Consider the following 18,918-nt stretch of genomic DNA (forward strand, 5'->3'; position numbering starts at 1 on the left):
AATCCAACAGCGTCTCGGCTGGCTATCGCCAGCCGAGTACGAAACCGCCTGGCTCAACCAGAACCAACCCATCCCAACACCCGCATAACCCTCCGACAAACCGGGGGAACCTCAGGAGCTGTACCGGCGGTGCAGTGGGTACCAGCGTCGCTTGCTGAACCAGGCGATCTTTGAGAAGTTGCTGATCGAGGACGATGTGGTCGTTGGGCATGCGATGAGGGAGCCGTTTGCGCAGCTGGATGAGCTGCGGTCACGGACAAGGTCGGTCGAGGAGATTGTGTTTGGCAACAAAGTGGCCCAGGACGGCATTAGGGCCGCCTCCCTTGCGGGAAGCGGCCCTAATGCGCCAAACGGTGTTTCCACCCTGTTGCAGGGCGTCGAACTGGCCCGTGGTTCTAGTTGGCCGTCTATGGTGCGCGATACTGGGATCGAACCAGTGACCCCTTCGGTGTGAACGAAGTGCTCTCCCGCTGAGCTAATCGCGCTGGCGCTGCATCACTGTACCGGATGCCCCTCGGCCCCGTCGCGTCGATACCCCGGGGTGGGGCTGAGGGGGCATCGAGGTCGGCGTGCCACTTCCGCGAGCTGCCGCGATGACGAGGCGGCCGCCGGCATCTGCCGGGGCCGCCTCTCCACTGCGTGCCGATGCGTCCGCCGTGGTTTCTAGCCGGCCGTGGCGAGGTCGCGGCGGCGGAATCCGAACAGGCCGGCCGCGCACAGGATCAGCGCGATGGCGACCAGCCAGATCAGCGGGACGGCGCTGAACGTGTCGCCGCCGGTCTTGGGGATGTGCGTGAAGGGCGAGACGTCCATGGCGCCCTGCGAGAGCTCCAGGATCGGGCCGAGCTGTCCGAGCAGCACGAACACCACCAGCGCCGCCCAGGCGGCCGCGATCAGGCGCGGAAGGAAGCCGAAGAGCAACAGCGCGAAGCCGGTCAGAACCCACACCGCCGGGAGCTGCACGAGGGAGCTCTTGACGCTCGTGGTGATCTGGCCGCCGACGTCGTCGATGGCCAGTCCGTAGATGAGGCCCATGACCAGGCCCCCGACGAGCAGCAGCAGCGCCGGCCCGAGGACGGCGAAGACGAGGTGGCTCGCCGCCCACTTGACCCTGCCGACGGCGGTCGCCAGTACCGGCTCGGCGAGCAGCCCGGTCTCCTCGGCGCGCAGCCGCAGCGCCGCCTGGATCGAGTAGACGGAGACGATCAGGGCGACGATGCCCATGACCATGTCCATGTAGATCTCGATGAGGCTGCCCTGGCCGAGCTTGGCGATGATCTCGGTCATCTGCGGGTTGGAGCCGAGGATGTCGTCGATGCCGTTGGCGACGCCGCCGAAGACCAGGCCGAGGAACACGAAGCCGCCGATCCACCCGTAGAGGAGGCCGCGCTGGAGGCGCCAGGCCAGGGCCAGCGGGGACTTGAGGCCGGGACGGGCGTGCGTCGGGCCGGGGCGCGGCGCGATGAGCCCGGCGCCGAAGTCGCGGCGGAGGTTCAGCGCGTAGGCGACCGCGGCGACCACCGCGATGCTCACCGCGAACAGCCCGACGACCCACCACTCGTCGCCGGCGAAGGGCTTGAGCCGTGCCGCCCAGCCGGTCGGGGACAGCCACGACAGCCAGCCGAGGCCGCTGTCGGCGGAGGTGTCGCCGAGGGCGCGCAGGAGGTAGGTCGCGCCGAGGACGATCCCGGCCAGGGCGTTGGCGAAGCGCGCCGACTCGGTGACCTGCGCGGTGAGGCCGGCGATGGTCGCGAAGAGCATTCCGGCCAGCGCGAGGCCGAGCGCGAAGGCGAGCGATCCGACCGCGTCGAATCCGGCCCCGGCGAGGATTGCGGTGACGGCCGCCGCCAGCACGAGGTTGGCGGCGAAGACGACGATCAGGCTGGACGTGAGCGCCGCCAGCCTTCCGACCACGCCGGCGCTGACCAGTTCGAGCCGTCCGCTCTCCTCTTCGGCCCGGGTGTGGCGCACGACGATGAGCAGGCTCATCAGGGCGACGAACACGCCGATCGTGGCACCGTAGCGCCACACGAAGAGCGCCTCGGAGCTGTCGCCGTAGTTGAGTCCGTACAGCGCCTTGAAGGTGGGGTTGGTGCCGATCTGGGCGATGATCGAGGCCCGTTCCTCGGCCGTGTCGTAGAGCGCGCCCCAGGCCGAGGCCGAGGACTGGACGATCAGGACGAACAGCACCAGCCAGATCGGCAGGAGGACGCGGTCGCGTCGCAGCGCCAGGCGGATCAGCGAGCCGGTGCCCGCGAGGGCGGTCATGCGGCTCGCCCCCCGTTGAGCTCGTCCTCGTAGTGGCGCAGGAAGAGTTCCTCAAGGGTAGGGGGCTGGCTGGTGAGCCCGCGTATACCGAAGGCCGTGAGGGCCTTGATCGCGGCGTCGAGTTCGTGGGTGTCGACCTCGAACTTGACCAGGCTGCCGTCGACGGCGAGGTCGTGGATGCCGGTGAGGCCCTCCAGTCCGGTCGGGGGAGCGGCGAGTTCGGCCGAGATGGAGGTGCGGGTCAGGTGCCGCAGGTCCGAGAGGGTGCCGGTCTCGACGGTCTTGCCGTTGCGGATGATGCTCACCCGGTCGCACAGGGACTCGACCTCGGCGAGGATGTGGCTGGACAGCAGGACCGTGCGGCCGCCGTCCTTCTCCTCCTTGATGCAGTCCTGGAAGATGGCCTCCATCAGCGGGTCGAGCCCTGAGGTCGGCTCGTCGAGGAGGAGCAGTTCGACGTCGGAGGCGAGGGCGGCGATGAGGCCGACCTTCTGCCGGTTGCCCTTGGAGTAGGTGCGCGCCTTCTTGCGCGGGTCGAGTTCGAAGCGTTCGACCAGGTCGTCGCGGCGCTTCTTGTTGAGGCCGCCGCGCAGGCGCCCGAGGAGGTCGATGATCTCGCCGCCGGACAGGCCCGGCCAGAGGGTGACGTCGCCGGACACGTAGGCCAGGCGGCGGTGCAGTGCGGTGGCGTCGCGCCATGGATCGCCACCGAGCAGGGTCGCCGTGCCGGAGTCGGCGCGCAGCAGGCCGAGCAGGACGCGGATCGTGGTCGACTTCCCGGCGCCGTTGGGCCCGAGGAAGCCGTGGACCTCGCCGGTGGCGACCGTCAGGTCGAGGCCGTCGAGGGCGTGTGTGCGGCCGAAGTGCTTGTGCACTCCTGATACGGAGATGGCTGTATCCATGCCTCTCAAGCTACACTTATTTCACAAATTCATGAATCTTGTGATGCGTCAATATTCCGTCAAGATCGTGTATCCGGCTAACCTTGCCGGGATTTGCGGAGACGAGGGGGCGAAATGCCGAAGGAGACGCCGACGTCCAGCGAGCGGGACGAGAGGGCGGCGGAATACCGGGAAGGCCTCGCCTCCCAGTTCGTGGTCGCGGGCATGGCCCGCATGCCCGCCCGCGTGTTCAGCGCGCTCATGGTCGCCGACGGGGACGGCATGACCGCCGCCGAACTCGCCGAGGCGCTGCAGGCCAGCCCGGCCGCGATCTCGGGCGCCGTGCGGTACCTGATCCAGGTCGACATGCTGCGACGGGACCGCGAGCCAGGTTCCCGCCGGGACGTCTTCCGCCTCTACGACGACCCTTTCAGCTCCATGCTGCGCAGACGTGACGACATCCTGCGCGTCTGGGGCGAGAAGATGCAGGAGGGCGCCGACACCCTCGGCGAGGACACGGCCCCGGGCAGGCGCCTGGCCGACGCCGCCGACACCTTCATGGCGCTGCACGCCCTGATGCCGAGAATGCTCGACGAACTGGACCGCCGCCGCCTCGACGATGAGGTCTAGGCGCAGGTCAGTGCCCCACCGCTCCGCCGACGACCGCGCGCGGGTCGCTCGCGCCGGCGCGCGTCCCGTCCTCACGGACCTCGATGAGCTGCGCGTGCCCGTAGGTCGCCGCCGTCCGCACGACCCGGTGGCCGCGCTCGGCGAGGCCGTCCCAGGAGACCGGCGCCGCCTCCTCCAGCTCGATCGGTGCGTCGGCGTCGGCCCAGGTGTCGAAGCCGGTGACATTGCCGACCCGCCAGCGCGGGGCGCGCATCGCCGCACCCGGCGACTGCCCGTCGCGCAGGAGCCGCGTGAGCAGCTGCAGCAGGATCTGGGGCTGGGTGTCGCCGCCCATCGTGCCGGTCACCGCCCGCAGTGACCCGTCCGGGCGGGTGACGAGCGCCGGTGCGAGCGTGTGCGGCGGCCGCCGGCCCGGCCGGAACTCCGCCGGGTGGCCATCGAGAAGGTTGAAGCCCAGACCGCGATTGTGCAGCCCGATGCCCGTGGCGGCCTCGAAGAGACCGGACCCGAATCCCGACGCGTTCGACTGGATCAGCGACACCCCCATCCCGTCGCCGTCCACCGCGCAGAGGTAGGTGGTGTCCCCGTCACCGGTCAGGTCGCGCACGTCCAGGCGCCGGTCCGGCGCGATCGCCGCCCGGCGCTCGGCCACATGTCCGGGAGCGAGCAGCGCCGCGAGGTCGGCGTCCTCGTGGAGGACCGAGGGCCGGTCGTGGCCGGCGACTCGGGCCGCCTCGACGAGCAGGTGCGCCCACCCGGCGTCGTCGGGGTCCGCCGGAACGTCGAGCCCGTCGGCGACGGCGAGCGCGAGGAGGAGCAGGTAGCCCTGCGAGCTCGCGCCGATCGTCCACACGTCGTGTCCGAGCGCGGCGACTCGCAACGGCTCGGTCCAGTCGGCGACGGGGCCGGCCAGGTCCTCGGAGGAGAACAGTCCGCCGCCCATCCGCAGCAGCCCCGCGCCGAATTCGCCGCCGTAGAAAGCGTCCCGCCCGCCTTCGGCGATCGCCCGCAGGGTCCGGCCGACCCCGGGGCGGCGCACCGGGGCGCCGGGCTTCGAGGCGGCGGTGAGATCCCGCGCGTCGGGGTTCGCCGCGATCCGTTCCACGGCGCCGGCCAGCAGCGGCGAGGCGGGAAACCCTTTCTCGGCATAGCCGACGGCCTCGGCGAACAGTTCGGTCAGCGGCAGTTTCCCGTAGCGCTCGTGGAGGGCGAACCACCCGTCGACGCAACCGGGGACGGTGACCGTGCGGATGTCGCCGAACAGCGGCATCGACGCGTGCCCCTCGGCGCGCAGCGCCGCCGGGTCGGCGCCCGACCCGGCCCGCCCGGAGGAGTTCAGCGCCGCCGGTGGCCCGTCGCCGTCGTGCACGAGGGCGAACAGGTCGCCGCCGAGCCCGCACAGGTGCGGGGCCGTGACGGCGAGGACGGCGTTGGCCGCGATCGCCGCGTCGACGGCCGAGCCGCCCGCGCGCAAAGCCGCGACGCCGGCCGAGGAGGCGAGGCGGTCGGCCGAGCAGACCATTCCGTTGGGGGCGTACTGGGTGGCGGTCACGCCCGACACCCTACCGAGATCATTCGCCATAATCGACCGGTGACGCCTCCCCGCCTGCTCGCCACCGATCTCGACGGCACCCTGCTCCTCGCCGATCGCACGATCTCCGCCCGAACCCGTGCCGTTCTGTCCGCCGCGCGTGCCGCAGGGATGACGCTCGCCGCGGTCACCGCCCGTCCACCCCGGGTGTTCACCGAGATCACCGACGTCGCCGAGTTCTGCGACCTGGCCATTTGCTCCAACGGCGCCCTGGTCGTCGACTTCGCCACCGGTGAGGTCCTGGAGACGCGCACCATGACCGTCCCCGTCGCCCGCAAGGCCGTCGAGGCGCTGCGTCCGGCCCTTCCCGACACGCACTTCGGCGTCGAGACCGGCTACGAGGTCGTCGCCGAATCCGGCTACAGCCGCGTCGACAGCGTCGGCGACCGGCGCGTCCACGTGCCCACCATGGAGGACGTGCTGAGCACCGCCGGGCAGATCGTGAAGGTCCTCGCCCACTCGACCACCGCGCACGTCGACGACATGCTCGCCGCCGCGCTGGCCGTCGGCCCCGCCGACGTGGTCGTCAGCCACTCCGGTGGCCGGGGTCTGCTGGAGATCAGCGCCGCCGGGGTCACCAAGGCCACCACCCTCGCCGAGTTCTGCGCCGCCCGTGGTCTCACCGCCGCCGACGTCGTGGCCTTCGGGGACATGCCGAACGACCTGCCGATGCTGGCCTGGGCCGGACGCGCCTACGCGATGGGCAACGCCCACCCCGACGTAAGGGCGGCCGTCGCCGACCACACTCTCGGCTGCGAGGAGGACGGCGTCGCGGTCGTACTGGAGGCCCTGCTGTCAGGCCATCCGTTCCCACCAGTCGCGTAGCCGCGCGCGCTCGGCGGGGCTCAGGTTCGGGTCGTGCAGCTTCTGGCCGAGGACTGTGTGGATGTGCTCGTCGCGCGGTTCGTCCTCGACCTTCGTCAGGAACGCCGCCAGCAGTGGCGCTTTCGCCAGCGCGATCGGCCCCTGGAGGTACCAGGGCACCGGCGGGCGCATCACCTTGAACAGCACCAGGACCGCTGCGACGTCCACGCCCGGATCGCCCGCACGGGCGGTGCGCCAGTCGATGACGACCGGCCCGTCGGGGGTGAGCATGACGTTGTCGGGGTGCAGGTCGAGGTGCAGGACCCGGTCGCCGGACTCGCCGTGGCCGCGCAGCCAGCCGGGCGCCGGGATGCGGTGCAGGCGGTTGTGCAGGTCGGCGAGGACGCGGCCGTGGCGGGCGACGAGCCATGGCCGGGAGGTGGCGGCCTTCGTCATCGTCGGGCCGCGCAGGCGGTCGAGGACGATGTCGGCGCCGTCGGAGTCGTGCACGGTGGGGACGGGAAAGCCGTGCCCGGCCAGGTATTCCATGAGCCGGGCCTCGTCGTCGGTCGACCCGCCGGCGCGGTATCGGCGGAGGACTCGCGCGTCGTCGAGCGCGTATACGTCGGCGTCGCGGCCTTTCCCGATCAGTTCCACGCGGCAATGATGTACCCCGGTCAGGACAGGCCGAACGCAACCCCGATCGGTTGCCGTGAGTAGTCCGCGCCCGACTCGCGGGTGAGCCAGTGGTCGGCGCTGCCGTGGCCGCGATCGTGCATCTGGCCGTCGTGGATGGGATGTGCACGGCGAGGAGCGACGGCCCTGGCGAAGGCGATGGCCTCGGCGAGTTTCATCCACGACGCCTGGAGGGGAACGAAAAGGGTCTCCACCTCCACCCCCGGGGGTTCGAGCGAGTCTCCGGGTACGTAGACGGCGTCCTCGATCAGGTAGCCGAGGTTCGCCACGCCGGGCCGCCCGTCCCACACGTCGGCGTGGCGTCCCCCGAAGGCCCGGATCCGGAAACCGGCGGCCTCGAAGGACTCCCCGGTCTCCACCGGGGTCACGCGAGCGCCGAGGCCGGCCAGCGGTGCGAGGGCCTGTCCCGGGCCGAAGATCCGCAGTTCAGGATTCGCCGCGACCGCCTCGGCGACGAGCCGCTCGTCGACGTGGTCGTTGTGCTCGTGGGTCACGAGGATCGCCGACACCTGGCTCAGCGCCTCCGGCTCGGACCAGCAACCGGGGTCGACGACCAGGACCGCGTCCTTCTCGAAGCGGACGCAGGCGTGGGTGTACTTGACCATTCGCATGCCGAAGAGCTTACGACCGCGCCGGAACCCGTCCGCAGAACTCCAGATCCCCGTCGCCGCGCAGCCGCACCTGGTCGCCGGTGCGGAAGAGCAGGCCGCCGGGCACTTCCGGGTCGGGGATGAACCTCTCCCGGGTGGCGTCGGCGTCGCCGGGGTACCCGCGGGCGATACCGGCGCCGCCGATCCACAGCTCACCGGGCACACCGGGCCGGGCCGGGCCGCCGTGGCGGTCGACGATGTAGAGACGGTTGTTGTCCACGGTCAGGCCGATGTCCGGTGAGTCCTCGCCGTCCTGCGCGAGGATCGACACGATCGTGACTATCGCGTTCTCCGGCACCCCGTACATGCTGAACACGGTCGGGAAGGAGATCGCCGGGCGCCTGCGGACCCGCCCGCCCCCGACGAGCAGGAACCGCAGCCGGTTGCCGTCGGGGAGGGGCCGGGCGAACACCTTCTCGGCGAGGCGCGTGGGCAGGCACGCCACGGTGATGTTGTGCTCGGTCCACCACAGCGTCACCTCGACCGGGTCGTTCCCGAGGCCCTCGGGTGCCATGTGGACGGTCGCCCCGGCGATCAGCGCCGGGTAGATCTCGGCGAGATTGACGTCCATGTCGAGGCCCAGCTGGTGGCTGACGTTGTCGCCGGAGGCGAGCCCGAGGGTCGTCATGCCCCAGCGGACGGTGTTGACCACCGCCCGGTGCGGGACGGCGACCGGCCGCGACGGTTCGCCGGGCTGGTTGGAGTAGACGACGTAGGCGGTCTGCTCGGGGTCGACGGCGACCTCCGGCAGCGCCGAGATGCCCGCGACGGCGTCCTCGACGTACACGATGGACTCACCGGCCTGCACCGACGACAGCTCGCGGGTGGACAGCACCAGTCGCGCCCAGCTTTCGGCGACCATGTACCGCAGCCGCTCCTCGGGCTGCCCCGGGTCGAGAGGAAGGAAGGCCGCGCCCAGCCGCAGTGCGGCGAGTTGAGCCGCGATCAGGTCCGGCGTTCGCGGCAGGCACACTCCGACGAGGTCTCCGGCGACGATCCCGTGCGACTGGAGGAACTCGGCGAGCTCGGCGGCGCGCTCCTGGAGGCGGCGGTAGGTCCAGCGGACCTCGCCGGCCACGATCGCCTCGGACTGCGGGGTCGCGGCGACCTGGAGTTCGAAGAGGCGGTGGAGGCTGTCGGTGGACGGCGGCATCAGCGGGCCGAGCAGCGCGGGCGCGGGGCGGCGGCCGAGTCCGAGGATCGTCGACAGCGGAGCGTCGGGCTCCTCGACGGCGAGGTGGAGCAGCTCCAGCAGTGAGGTCAGGTAGGCGGTGGCGACCTCCTCGCCGAAGACGTCGGTGCGGTAGTCGAGCCACCAGCGCAGGCCGTCGCGCTGCCAGACCCGCAGGCGCAGGTCGCCGGCGAGCGGGTCGGCGGGCGCGTCGAGGACGGTGGTCCGCACGCCCGGCAGGGCCGGATCGAAGACGCCGCCGTCGAACTCGATGACCGCCTCGGGCGGGGTGCCGCCCTTGGCGGTGACGGCCTCGGTGAGTTCGTCGAGCGGCACCGAGGAGTGCGAGTAGGCCGAGCCGGTCGTCTCCTGCACACGGTCGACGAGTTCGCGGAAGCTGGGGTCGCCGGTGAGGTCGAGTCGCATCGGGATGACCCGGGAGAAGGGGCCGAACAGCGGCTCGGAACGCTCGTCGCGGCCGGGGATGTCGGCGCCGACGACCACGTCGGTGCGGCCGGAATGCTGGTAGAGCATGGCCGCGAAGGCGGTCAGCAGGGTCGTGGGCACCGCGACCATCGCCTCGGCGCTCAGCGCGCGGATCCGTTCGGTCAGCTGCGCGGAGACCTCGACGGTGACGCTGGCGGCGGCCGTCGACGGGTTCTCCGGTCGCGTCCGGTCGGTGGGCAGGTCGAGCGGCGGCACGGGGTCGGCGAACCTCTGCGTCCAGTAGGCCAGTGAGGCGGGGTCGGTGGGGACCTCGGCCCGCTCGGCGGAGTAGTCGGCGTAGCCGATCGACAGGGGCGGCAGCCCGGCGTCCTCGTCGGCCAGCGCGGCCCGGTAGACCTCGGAGACCTCGCGCGCCAGAACGGGGTAGGACCAGGGGTCGGTGGCCAGCGGGTGGAAGGCGCACAGCAGGACGTGCCTGGTGTAGCTGAAGCGCAGCAGCTGGAACGCCACGGCCGGGCCGTCGCCGGGATCGGTGGAGTTGGCGGTGCTCAGGGCGTGCCGGACGGCGGTGCCCTCGTGGTAGCCGCCGAGTTCGATGACGGGGAGTTCTACGGAGGTCTTGGGCCACACGGTCTGCACGGGGACCCCGTCGACCTCGGTGAAGACGGAGCGGAGGGTGTCGTGGCGGTCGACGACGGTCTGGACGGCCTTCGCGAGGGCCGAGACGGTGAGGGGGCCGTCGAACTGGACGGCACGCGAACGGCCCGGCTGGTCGGAGCGCGTGTGCCACAGGGCGCGCTGCGCGGGGGAGAGCGGGGCGGAGACCGGTTCGGGGCCGGGTTCCTCCTCGGGCTCCTCTTCGGGTTCAGGTTCTGGTTCTGGCGCGGGTTCGGGCTCCGGCTCGGGGGCCGCGACTACTTCGGGCGCCGGTTCCGGTTCGGGCTCGGCAGCGGGCACCACCGGCGGCTCGGCGGGCGGCAGCGCCAGCGCCGCAGGCGGCTCCGGCGCGGGCGCGACCGCCAGCGGAGCGGTCTTCGGCGCCAGCACGGCCTCGGCGACGACGAGCGGTTCGAGGCCGAGGTCGAGTTCGAGGTCGACGACGCAGGCGAACTCGTGCGCCCCTGCGGCTCGCAGGTCGGTGAGCAGCGCCGACGCCTCCGGCACGCTCGACGGCGGGGGAGCGATGACCACGACCCGGCCGCCGTCGCGGTCGTGGCCGTTCTCCTCGCGGGCGCGGCGGTAGAGCGCCAGGTCGCGGGCGAGGTCGACGACGTCGCGGCCGCGCAGGTCGGCGAGCACGTCGAGTCCGAGCTTCGCCGCTCGCCGCAGGCTCTCCGTCTCCCCGTCGAGGACGGCGAACATCGGCGGCGGCGACTTCCACAGCCGCCGGATCTGCGCCACCCCTGGATACACGTCGTGTCCGTCGCGGGAGGGGAAGCCGATGGCGGTCCGCCCACCCGAGGCGGCCGCGACGATGGACCACTCGGCGACCGTCCGCGCGGCCTTGCCGCCGTCGTAGAGACCGTTGAGCAGGACCGTCGAGGTCGCCGGCGCCATCGACGCGGCGAGGGGCGCGGCCGGGTCGGGCAGCCAGACCGCGCGCAGCCCGTACTCGTCGGCGAAGGCGACGAGGTCGCGGACGCGGGGGAACGGCTCGGCGCAGCCGCCGGTGAGCCACAGGCTCACCGCGAACGGCGCCTCGCGGGTGTCGGTGGCGGCGGTGAGCGTGGCGAGGATCCGCGACTGCTCGGCCATCAGCGCACGGTGCCGGTCGATGAGCTCGTACCGGACCGGGGCGGGGGTCGCGTCCACCGGCGGGTCGAGCCGGACGGTGACGGGCTCGTCCGTGTGAAGCGTCGTGCCGGTGGCCGTGGGTGTCACAGTGGCGTTCCTCGGTGAAGTCTCGGAGACGGACTGGTCGGCCGGCGCGTCCAGGGGAGCACCCGCGTAGTACAGATTGCCTTCCCCGTGCCACCTCGGCCGCAACCGCCCCCGTTCGTGCCGTTGCGTGATGATGGTTCCCGCTTCGTCGTGGCCGGCGATGTCGGCGCGCACGCCGCCGGGACCGACCTCGAAGACCGTCTCGGCGCCCGAGCCGAGCAGCGCGTTGAGCGCGAGGTCGAAGCGCACCGGCAGGCGCGACTGGTCGCGCAGGTAGTCGGCGTCGGGCAGCCAGCCGGGCTCGCGGACCGAGCCGTCGACGCCGCTGACGACCGGTAGCAGCGTCGGGCGGAACCTGATCGCGGCCAGCGTCGGCTCCAGTTCGGCGAGGGCGGGCTCGACCAGCGAGGTGTGGAACGCGCGCGTTCCCGGCAGCCGCCGAAACGACGTGCCCACCGACTCGCACCACCGCTCGGCGCTCTCGGCCACTTCCAGGGGGCCCGCGACGATCCGCAGTTCGTCGGCGACCACCGCGGCGAGTTCGAGGCCGGGCAGGTGCGCCAGCAGGTTGTCGGCGCCGGCGGCGTCCACGCGCACTTCGAGCAGCCCGGCCGGCTCGCCGTACTCCTGCATCAGGCGCCCTCGGTAGGCCGCCAGTCGTACCGCGTCCTCCAGGTCCATCGCCCCCGCGGTGACCAGCGCGGCCAGCTCGCCGACGCCGTGGCCGTGCACGACGCCCGGCCGGATCTTGACCACGTCGAGGACGGCGGTCAGCGCGAGCTGGAGCGAGACCAGCACGGGCTGGGCGATGTCGGTCGGCCACTCGGGGTCGGGGAAGGCGAGGCGTCCGCGCAGGTTGGCGCCGGTCACCTCCCGGTAGGCGACCGCGCAGCGGTCGAGGATCTCGGCGAACTCCTCGTGAGCCTCGATGAGGCCGGTGGCGTCGCCGACGGAGGACTCCGGTCCGGCGTACACGAACGCCGGGGGCGGCGCTGCGGGGTTGCTCATGAGCGGATCCGTTCTTGCGGAGGATCTGCATTCTTACCCGACCGCGCCACGGACGCCCAGGTTCAGTCGACCCGACTCAGCTCTCCGGGGGAGTGCCCGGCTGGGTGACCACGTCATGACGGGACGGCGTCAGTGCCGGCGCTCGCCTGTTCATCACGGGCGCTCCCGTCACCAGCAGGTACTGTCCGGCCACGTAGGTCGCCATGATCAGCACATCGACCGCCGGCGGCCGGGGGAGGTCGGCGATGCCGAACGCGATGAGCGTGTCGGAGACGAGGAACAGCGCCCCGCCCACGGCCGCCCGCGTGCTGATCCCGACGGCGACGACGGCGGTGGCGGCCAGCAGCAGGCTGTAGAAGGCGACCGGGACGCGCAGGTCGCCGAGTCCCGGCCACAGGACCGCCAGGATCGCCGCCCACACGATGCCGTACGGGATCAGTGCGATCTTGGCGCGGCGGGTGCGCCACCCCTTGGCGAAGAGCACCTGGTAGCAGACGTGCCCGGCGGCGAAGGCGCCCATTCCGGCGAGGAAGGCCGTCTCGACGTCGAACTGGAGGAGCACGTCGCCGGCCCAGCCGCACAGCACGGCCGCGACCAGCAGTCGCGGCCGGTCGGGACGCGCGGCCAGCCACGCGTAGGCGGCCAGCAGCGGCATGAGCAGCGGCTTGGTGATCGTCGCGGCGAGGTCCCAGTCGACGGCGAGCGCGAGGAGGTGGACGGCGGTGACGGCGAACAGCGCCGCCCGCGGGATGGAGGCCTTCACGCGGTCGTCCGTTCGCTGTCGGGGGCGGTCGCGGGGCGCCAGCCGGGGCCGCGGAAGAGGTAGCCGAGCCGGTCGCGCCAGTTCGCGGCGCCCACGACGTCGCGGGTGATGGAGACGTACTCGTGGGTGGCCACACGCAGCGGGTTGTAGGTCTCGATGTTCTTGGTGAGGCCGTACACCGGCCGTTCCACCTCGGGCGCGAAGGACCCGAACATCCGGTCCCAGACGATGAGGATCCCGCCGAAGTTGCGGTCGAGGTACCCGCCCTGGGAGGCGTGGTGCACCCGGTGGTGCGAGGGGGTGTTGAGGAGGAACTCAAAGGGCCGGGGGAGCCGGTCGACGCGCTCGGTGTGGATCCAGAACTGGTAGACGAGGTTCACCGAGGAGCAGAAGGCCAGCACCGCGGGGGAGACCCCGGCGAGGACCATCGGGACATAGAAGATCCACGAGGTCAGCGAGGTCCACGGCTGGCGCAGGGCAGTCGACAGGTTGAACCGTCGGCTTGAGTGGTGCACGACGTGGCAGGCCCACAGCACACGGATCACATGGTGGCCCCGGTGCGACCAGTAGTAGAAGAAGTCCTGTGCCAGAAGGATCAGCGGGAAGGTCCACCACTCCAGGGGGATCCGGGCCGGTGTGAGCGCGTAGAAGCCGGTCAGCACGGCCACGATGGGGATCTTCCAGAGCAGGTCGAAGAAGACGCTGCCGAGCCCCATGGAGAGGCTGGCGGCGGTGTCCTTCGTTTCGTAGCCGGCCTCGTCGTCGTCGGGATGGATCCGGAAGGAGATGATCTCGACGATCGTGAGCAGCACGAACGCCGGGATCGACCACAGCACGACATCCGGCAGATCAGGCATGCCCGCAGGCTATCGCCGTGCGGGGCTCGCGCACCAGACCTCGTTACCAACTAGTAACCACAGGATTTCGCCGGTGCTTATCCGGCAAGGCCGCACTTTCGTCGTACCCGCTGGCGACAATGGGCTCGGGGTCGTCCGCCCACTGACGAGGAGACGACATGGTGACCATCAGCCCGATCATCGGGTACCGCGACCAGCGAGCCGCGCTGAAGTGGCTCGCGGAGGCGTTCGGCTTCCAGGAGCTGGAGGTCCACGAGGCCGAGGGCGAGATCGTGCACGCCGAGATGAGCTACGGCGACGGCGTGATCATGCTCGGCCGCGAGCACAAGGAGACCTCGGGGGTGTACGTCGTCGTCGAGGACGCCGACGCCCACCACGCCCGTGCCGTCGCGGCCGGGGCGCGCGTCACGCGCGAGCTCAGCGACCAGGACTACGGTTCGCGGGATTACGCCGCCCTCGACCTCGAAGGGAACGAGTGGTACTTCGGCACCTACCGGCCGAAGATCTGAACTCGCGCGAGGGTGGCGGTGACGCCCGGGTCCCCGGGCGCCACCGCCGTTCGGTCACAGACCACTGTGGACCGCGTTCATGAGAGTGCCGTTGTCTCCCGACATCTCCCAGATCATCACGCCGAGCAGGTTCTGCTGCTTGAGCCAGGCGGTCTTCTTGGCGATGAGCCAGGGATCGTCATACGACCACCATTGGCCGCCGTTCCCGGTGTAGCAGTAGGTCGCCATGGCCTGTTCGTCGTGATACACGGTGCAGTTGGGGACCGAGGCGAGGAGATTGGCGTACCCCCGTACGCCCGCCTCCTCGGCGAACTGGCCGGGGGCCGCGCCGTTGGCCGCCTGCCATTCGCCGTGCACCCCGCCGTCGGCGACGCCCTGCCAGCCGCGGCCGTAGAACGGGATGCCGATGGTGAGCTTGCGCGGGTTGACGCCCGCGTCGAGGTAGATCTGGATCGCGTCGACGACCGAGAAGTGGAAGTCGTAGGGGTCCTGTGCGTCGACGTCGATGTTGGCCTGGTGGCCGGTCCGGTTGGGCTCCCACGAGTTGTCGCTGCCCGCGCCGTGGAAGTCGTAGCCCTGGACGTTGGCGAAGTCGAGGTAGTCGAAGACGCTCGGAGTGCCGTCGGCGGTGGTGATGTCCCAGCCGGCGTCGATCTTCGCCTGGTCGGCGGGTGTGAACGCGGTGAGCTGGTAGTGCGTGTTGGTGGCCGCTCCGGCGAGGTCGAGCTGCCGCCGGAACTCGGCGATCAGGGCGGTGTTGTTGGCCTTGTCCTCGGGGCCCCAGTGGTTGCCCGGATGCCCTTCGGCGCCCGGCCACTCCCAGTCGAGGTCGATGCCGTCGAAGACGCCCGCGCCCGTCCCGGGGCCGCCCGCGCCGTTGTAGAGCGGCAGGTCGCCCTTGATGTAGAGGTCGACACACGACTTGACGAAGGCCTCCCGGCGGGCCGGGGTGAGGGCGGCGTCGTGGAAGAACTTCGAGTAGGTCCAGCCGCCGAGCGACATCATGACCTTGAGCTTCGGGTTGAGCTTCTTGAGCTTCTTGAGCTGGTTGAAGTTCCCGCGCAGCGGCTCCCATCCGGTGTCGGCCACGCCGTCGACGGACTGGCCCGCGCTGAAACCGCGGCCGTAGTCGGCCTCGGCGTCACCCGCGCCGGTGCCCTGGTCGGGATCGGCGGGATTTTGCGTCGTGCCCTTGGTGACACCGTTCATGCAGGTGAAGTTGGTCGGATTGAGGTTCGAGAAGGCGTAGTTGATGTGCGTGAGCTTGGCCGCCGCCCCAGAGGTCTGGAGGTTGCGCACGAAGAACTGGCGACCGTAGATGCCCCACTGCGGGAAGTACCCGACGCGCGCGTACGCGCCCGCGCCGATCGGGTCGTCGGTGGTCACCTTCAACGCCGCGCTCGCGGGGGAGAGGTTGTCGTAGACGTCGCGGGCTTTGACCGTGAAGGCGTATTCCGTCGAGGGCTGGAGGTTCAAGACCTTGTAGGCGGTTCCCGTGACGGTGTTGTTGAGGGCGCCGTTGACGTAGACCTCGTAGGCGAAGATCCCGCCGGCGTCGGTCGAGGGGTTCCAGGCGAGGTCGACGGTCGTGGAGGTGCGCGCGGTGCTGCGCAGGTTGCCGGGCGCGGTGGGGGCGGTGGTGTCGTCGGCGGGGTTCCTGGTCGCGCCGGTCACGGGCGCGCTCTGCGGCGAGGTGTTGCCGCGGGTGTCCTTCGACCTCACGGTGATCTGGTAGGACGTGTTGGGCGTCAGGCCGGTGAGGGTGGCAGAGGGGGTCGTGGTCGACGCCTTCTGTTCGCCGCCGACGAAGACGTCGTAGCCGGCCACCGGGAAGTCGCCGCCGGCCGCGGCGGTCCAGTTGAGCGTGATGCGCGTCGTCGTGCGGGCGCCCACGGCCAGACCGGAGGGCGTGCCGGGCGGGGCGTCGGCCGAGCCGTCGCACTTGTTGCCGTTGACGCGGCAGGAGACCGGCGAGGTCATGGGGGAGTAGGAGATGAAGTAGTAGCTGTAGGGCTCGGTGTTGCGGCCCGCCGCGAGGTTGCCGTTGTAGTGGGCGTTGACCACCGAGTAGGTGTTGTCGGCCTTCGCGGTGCCGGTGCCGTTCCAGTGGCCCTCGACGCCGGTGCCGGCCGGGAGCCGGTACTCGAGCGTCCAGCCGTTGATCGCCGCGGCGGTGGGATTGGCGACCACGAACTTGCCCATCCACCAGGACCCGTAGCTGGTGGCCGAGAAGGTGGCGGTCAGACCGGCCGCGGCGGCGGCCGGAGCGGCCGTCACGACCAGTGAGGACAGTGCTAACAGGATGGCCGTGCCGACGGCGAGGACCCGGGTCCAGTGCCGCACGAGGGATCGCTTCATGGCTCGTCTCTCTCTGCTCAGGCAGGGGATGGCCTGCGGAGATGAGGATCGACGCTACTCTCGGGAAACTTTACTGTCAATACGTCCAGGATGGACTCACGGGCTGTTGCGGCGCTGGTCGGAGGCCGTCTCGTCGAGGTGCATTCGGTGTTTCGATGGAGCCGATCCGTCATGGTTGTGCGGTGCTCGCCCGGTTGGTGGGGACTTCTACCGGTCCGTTAAGTTGTGATCCAGATCACAAAGACAGTTCATGTTTGTTAGTTGGGGGTCTGGCGTATCCCCTTCGGCGGCGATACGGTGCACCAAACCAAATACCCCGCTCGCTCCAAATAGGACCTGCCATGACACAGACGTCATCAGAGACCTCCGGAGAGCGCGGAAACGCCGACAGCCTTGAGATTCAGCGCAGCCCGGAGTTCGCCGCGCTGCGCCGCTCATTGCGAGTCTTCGTCTTCCCCGCGACGGTGGTCTTCCTGCTCTGGTACGCCCTCTACGTTGTCCTGTCGGCTTATGCGCGCGACTTCATGGGCGTCAAAGTCTTCGGCGAAATCAACGTGGCCCTCATCTTCGGGCTCTTGCAGTTCGTCTCGACTTTCCTCATCGCCTGGCTCTACTCCCGGTACGCCGCTAAGAATCTCGACCCCAAGGCCGAGGCCATCAAAGAGCGCATGGAAAACGGCACCCCCTTCGTGGCGGGTGGTAATAAAGCGGAGGACTCAGCGTGAACGTGATCGCGGCGACTTCGGCTTCCACCTCCCGCACCTGGACCATCGCGCTCTTCCTCGTGTTCGTCGCGGCGACCCTGGTCATCACCGTCTGGGCCGGCCGGCGCACACGCGGCGCCAGCGACTTCTACGCCGGCGGGCGCTCCTTCTCCGGCTTCCAGAACGGCATGGCCATCGGCGGCGACTACATGTCGGCGGCGTCCTTCCTGGGCATCGCCGGGATCATCGCTCTCAACGGGTATGACGGCTTCCTCTACTCGATCGGCTTCCTGGTGGCATGGCTGGTGGCCCTGCTGCTGGTCGCCGAACTCCTGCGCAACGCCGGCAAGTACACGATGGCCGACGTCCTGGCGTTCCGGATGCGGCAGCGCCCGGTCCGCACCGCCGCCGCGGTCTCCACCGTGACCGTCTCGGTGTTCTACCTCCTGGCGCAGATGGTCGGCGCGGGAGCGCTGGTCGCGCTCCTGCTCAACATCAAGGAGGGCCAGGAGTTCCTCGGCATGGACGCCGAGACCGCCAAGATCATGACCGTGATCCTGGTCGGCGTCCTGATGATCACCTACGTGGTGGTCGGCGGGATGAAGGGCACGACCTACGTGCAGATCGTCAAGGCCGTCCTGCTGATCATCGGCGCCGGCGTGATGACCGTGCTGGTGTTCGCGGCCTTCAAGTACAACTTCTCCGACCTGCTCGCCGACGCCGCCAACGACTCCGGCAAGCCCGACCAGTTCCTGGAGCCGGGCCTCAAGTACGGCGTCGAAGTGGCCGGGGACGCCTGGCAGACCACCGTCAACAAGCTCGACCTGCTGTCGTTGGGCCTCGCGCTGGTCCTGGGCACCGCCGGCCTGCCGCACATCCTGATCCGCTTCTACACCGTCCCGAACGCCAAGTCGGCGCGCAAGAGCGTGCTGTGGGCGATCGGCATCATCGGCGCCTTCTACCTGATGACCCTCGCCCTCGGCTTCGGCGCGGCCGCGCTGGTCAACCGGGACGAGATATTCAACGCCGACAAGGGCGCGGGCAACGTCGCCGCACCGCTGCTGGCCAGAGCGCTGGGGGAGAAGTTCCTCGGCGGCGAGTTCGGCGGCGCGATCCTGCTGGCGGTGATCGCCGCGGTGGCGTTCGCGACGATCCTCGCGGTCGTGGCCGGCCTGACGCTGGCCTCGTCGTCCTCCCTGGCGCACGACCTCTACGCCAACGTGTTCAAGCGCGGCAAGACCAGCGAGCGCGAGGAAGTCCAGGTCGCGCGGTGGTCGGCGCTCGGGATCGGGCTGTTCTCGATCGTGCTGGCCATCTTCGCGCAGCGCCTGAACGTGGCGTTCCTGGTGGGTCTGGCCTTCGCGGTCGCCGCCTCGGGCAACCTGCCGGCCATCCTGTACAGCCTGTTCTGGCGGCGCTTCAACACCAGCGGCGCGGTCTGGGCGATCTACGGCGGCCTCGGCTCGGCGGTCCTGCTCGTGGTGTTCTCGCCGGTGACCTCCGGGACGGCGAACTCGCTCTTCCCGAGCGCCGCCTTCGACGTGTTCCCGCTGACCAACCCGGGTCTGGTGTCGATTCCGCTTGGCTTCCTGTTCGGGTGGCTGGGCACGATCCTGTCGAAGGACAAGGCCGACGTGGACAAGTACGCCGAACTGGAGGTCCGCTCGCTCACCGGCGCCGGAGCGCACTGATTCACCGGC

General features: G+C 70.4%; 14 protein-coding genes and 1 tRNA gene. 5 read left to right on the forward strand and 10 right to left on the reverse strand.

Going from position 1 to position 18,918, the window contains the following annotated elements:
• Nucleotides 1-410 precede the first annotated feature (410 nt).
• The 3 genes from AB0I28_RS25315 to AB0I28_RS25325 all read right to left on the reverse strand — a co-directional run bounded on the left by AB0I28_RS25315 (nucleotide 411) and on the right by AB0I28_RS25325 (nucleotide 3,170).
• Nucleotides 411-485, reverse strand: a tRNA-Val gene (locus tag AB0I28_RS25315).
• A gap of 178 nt (nucleotides 486-663) precedes the next feature.
• Nucleotides 664-2,268 (reverse strand): ABC transporter permease, encoded by a 1,605-nt coding sequence (locus AB0I28_RS25320; protein ID WP_357497278.1) that lies wholly within the window; start codon nucleotides 2,266-2,268, stop codon nucleotides 664-666.
• Complete coding sequence (locus tag AB0I28_RS25325; protein ID WP_357497280.1) at nucleotides 2,265-3,170, reverse strand: ABC transporter ATP-binding protein; 906 nt, start codon at nucleotides 3,168-3,170, stop codon at nucleotides 2,265-2,267. The genes AB0I28_RS25320 and AB0I28_RS25325 overlap by 4 nt, the downstream gene beginning before the upstream one ends.
• Before the next feature lie 114 nt (nucleotides 3,171-3,284).
• Here AB0I28_RS25325 and AB0I28_RS25330 point away from each other — a divergent pair, with 114 nt between their 5' ends.
• Nucleotides 3,285-3,779 (forward strand): MarR family transcriptional regulator, encoded by a 495-nt coding sequence (locus AB0I28_RS25330; protein WP_357497282.1) that lies wholly within the window; start codon nucleotides 3,285-3,287, stop codon nucleotides 3,777-3,779.
• A 7-nt stretch (nucleotides 3,780-3,786) separates the two neighbouring features.
• On the opposite strand, the gene AB0I28_RS25335 is transcribed toward AB0I28_RS25330, so the two are convergent.
• Nucleotides 3,787-5,331 (reverse strand): gamma-glutamyltransferase, encoded by a 1,545-nt coding sequence (locus AB0I28_RS25335; RefSeq protein ID WP_357497284.1) that lies wholly within the window; start codon nucleotides 5,329-5,331, stop codon nucleotides 3,787-3,789.
• Nucleotides 5,332-5,370: 39 nt separating this feature from the next.
• On the opposite strand from AB0I28_RS25335, the gene AB0I28_RS25340 reads away from it, so the two are divergent.
• A complete protein-coding gene (locus tag AB0I28_RS25340; RefSeq protein ID WP_357497286.1) occupies nucleotides 5,371-6,195 on the forward strand; it encodes an HAD hydrolase family protein in 825 nt (274 codons plus the stop codon).
• Here the strand turns inward: AB0I28_RS25340 and AB0I28_RS25345 are convergent.
• From AB0I28_RS25345 to AB0I28_RS25365, 5 genes are all read right to left on the reverse strand, one after another.
• Entirely contained in the window at nucleotides 6,166-6,831 is a 666-nt protein-coding gene (locus AB0I28_RS25345; protein WP_357497290.1) for a phosphotransferase, read from the reverse strand. The genes AB0I28_RS25340 and AB0I28_RS25345 overlap by 30 nt on opposite strands.
• A gap of 20 nt (nucleotides 6,832-6,851) precedes the next feature.
• A complete protein-coding gene (locus AB0I28_RS25350; protein ID WP_357497291.1) occupies nucleotides 6,852-7,481 on the reverse strand; it encodes an MBL fold metallo-hydrolase in 630 nt (209 codons plus the stop codon).
• A 10-nt stretch (nucleotides 7,482-7,491) separates the two neighbouring features.
• A complete protein-coding gene (locus AB0I28_RS25355) occupies nucleotides 7,492-12,027 on the reverse strand; it encodes a condensation domain-containing protein (RefSeq protein WP_357497293.1) in 4,536 nt (1,511 codons plus the stop codon).
• A 76-nt stretch (nucleotides 12,028-12,103) separates the two neighbouring features.
• Nucleotides 12,104-12,790, reverse strand: coding sequence for a lysoplasmalogenase (locus AB0I28_RS25360; RefSeq protein WP_357497295.1), 687 nt, complete (start codon nucleotides 12,788-12,790; stop codon nucleotides 12,104-12,106).
• Nucleotides 12,787-13,647: a sterol desaturase family protein gene (locus AB0I28_RS25365; protein ID WP_357497297.1), complete on the reverse strand. Its 861-nt coding sequence runs from the start codon at nucleotides 13,645-13,647 to the stop codon at nucleotides 12,787-12,789. Before AB0I28_RS25365 ends, AB0I28_RS25360 begins: the two co-directional genes overlap by 4 nt.
• A gap of 158 nt (nucleotides 13,648-13,805) precedes the next feature.
• Here AB0I28_RS25365 and AB0I28_RS25370 point away from each other — a divergent pair, with 158 nt between their 5' ends.
• Nucleotides 13,806-14,156, forward strand: a complete 351-nt coding sequence (locus tag AB0I28_RS25370) for a VOC family protein (protein ID WP_357497299.1) — start codon at nucleotides 13,806-13,808, stop codon at nucleotides 14,154-14,156.
• 54 nt (nucleotides 14,157-14,210) lie between these two features.
• Here AB0I28_RS25370 and AB0I28_RS25375 read toward each other — a convergent pair whose 3' ends face one another.
• The gene (locus AB0I28_RS25375) at nucleotides 14,211-16,514 is read right to left on the reverse strand and encodes a glycosyl hydrolase family 18 protein (protein WP_357497301.1); all 2,304 of its coding nucleotides are present in this window, start codon (nucleotides 16,512-16,514) and stop codon (nucleotides 14,211-14,213) included.
• A gap of 341 nt (nucleotides 16,515-16,855) precedes the next feature.
• On the opposite strand from AB0I28_RS25375, the gene AB0I28_RS25380 reads away from it, so the two are divergent.
• Both AB0I28_RS25380 and AB0I28_RS25385 read left to right on the forward strand, forming a co-directional pair.
• Nucleotides 16,856-17,239: a DUF485 domain-containing protein gene (locus AB0I28_RS25380; protein ID WP_357497303.1), complete on the forward strand. Its 384-nt coding sequence runs from the start codon at nucleotides 16,856-16,858 to the stop codon at nucleotides 17,237-17,239.
• Entirely contained in the window at nucleotides 17,236-18,909 is a 1,674-nt protein-coding gene (locus AB0I28_RS25385; protein ID WP_357497305.1) for a cation acetate symporter, read from the forward strand. The genes AB0I28_RS25380 and AB0I28_RS25385 overlap by 4 nt, the downstream gene beginning before the upstream one ends.
• Nucleotides 18,910-18,918: the final 9 nt, after the last annotated feature.

Origin of the sequence: Phytomonospora sp. NPDC050363 (assembly GCF_040655735.1) — a bacterium.
Classification (GTDB): domain Bacteria; phylum Actinomycetota; class Actinomycetes; order Mycobacteriales; family Micromonosporaceae; genus Phytomonospora.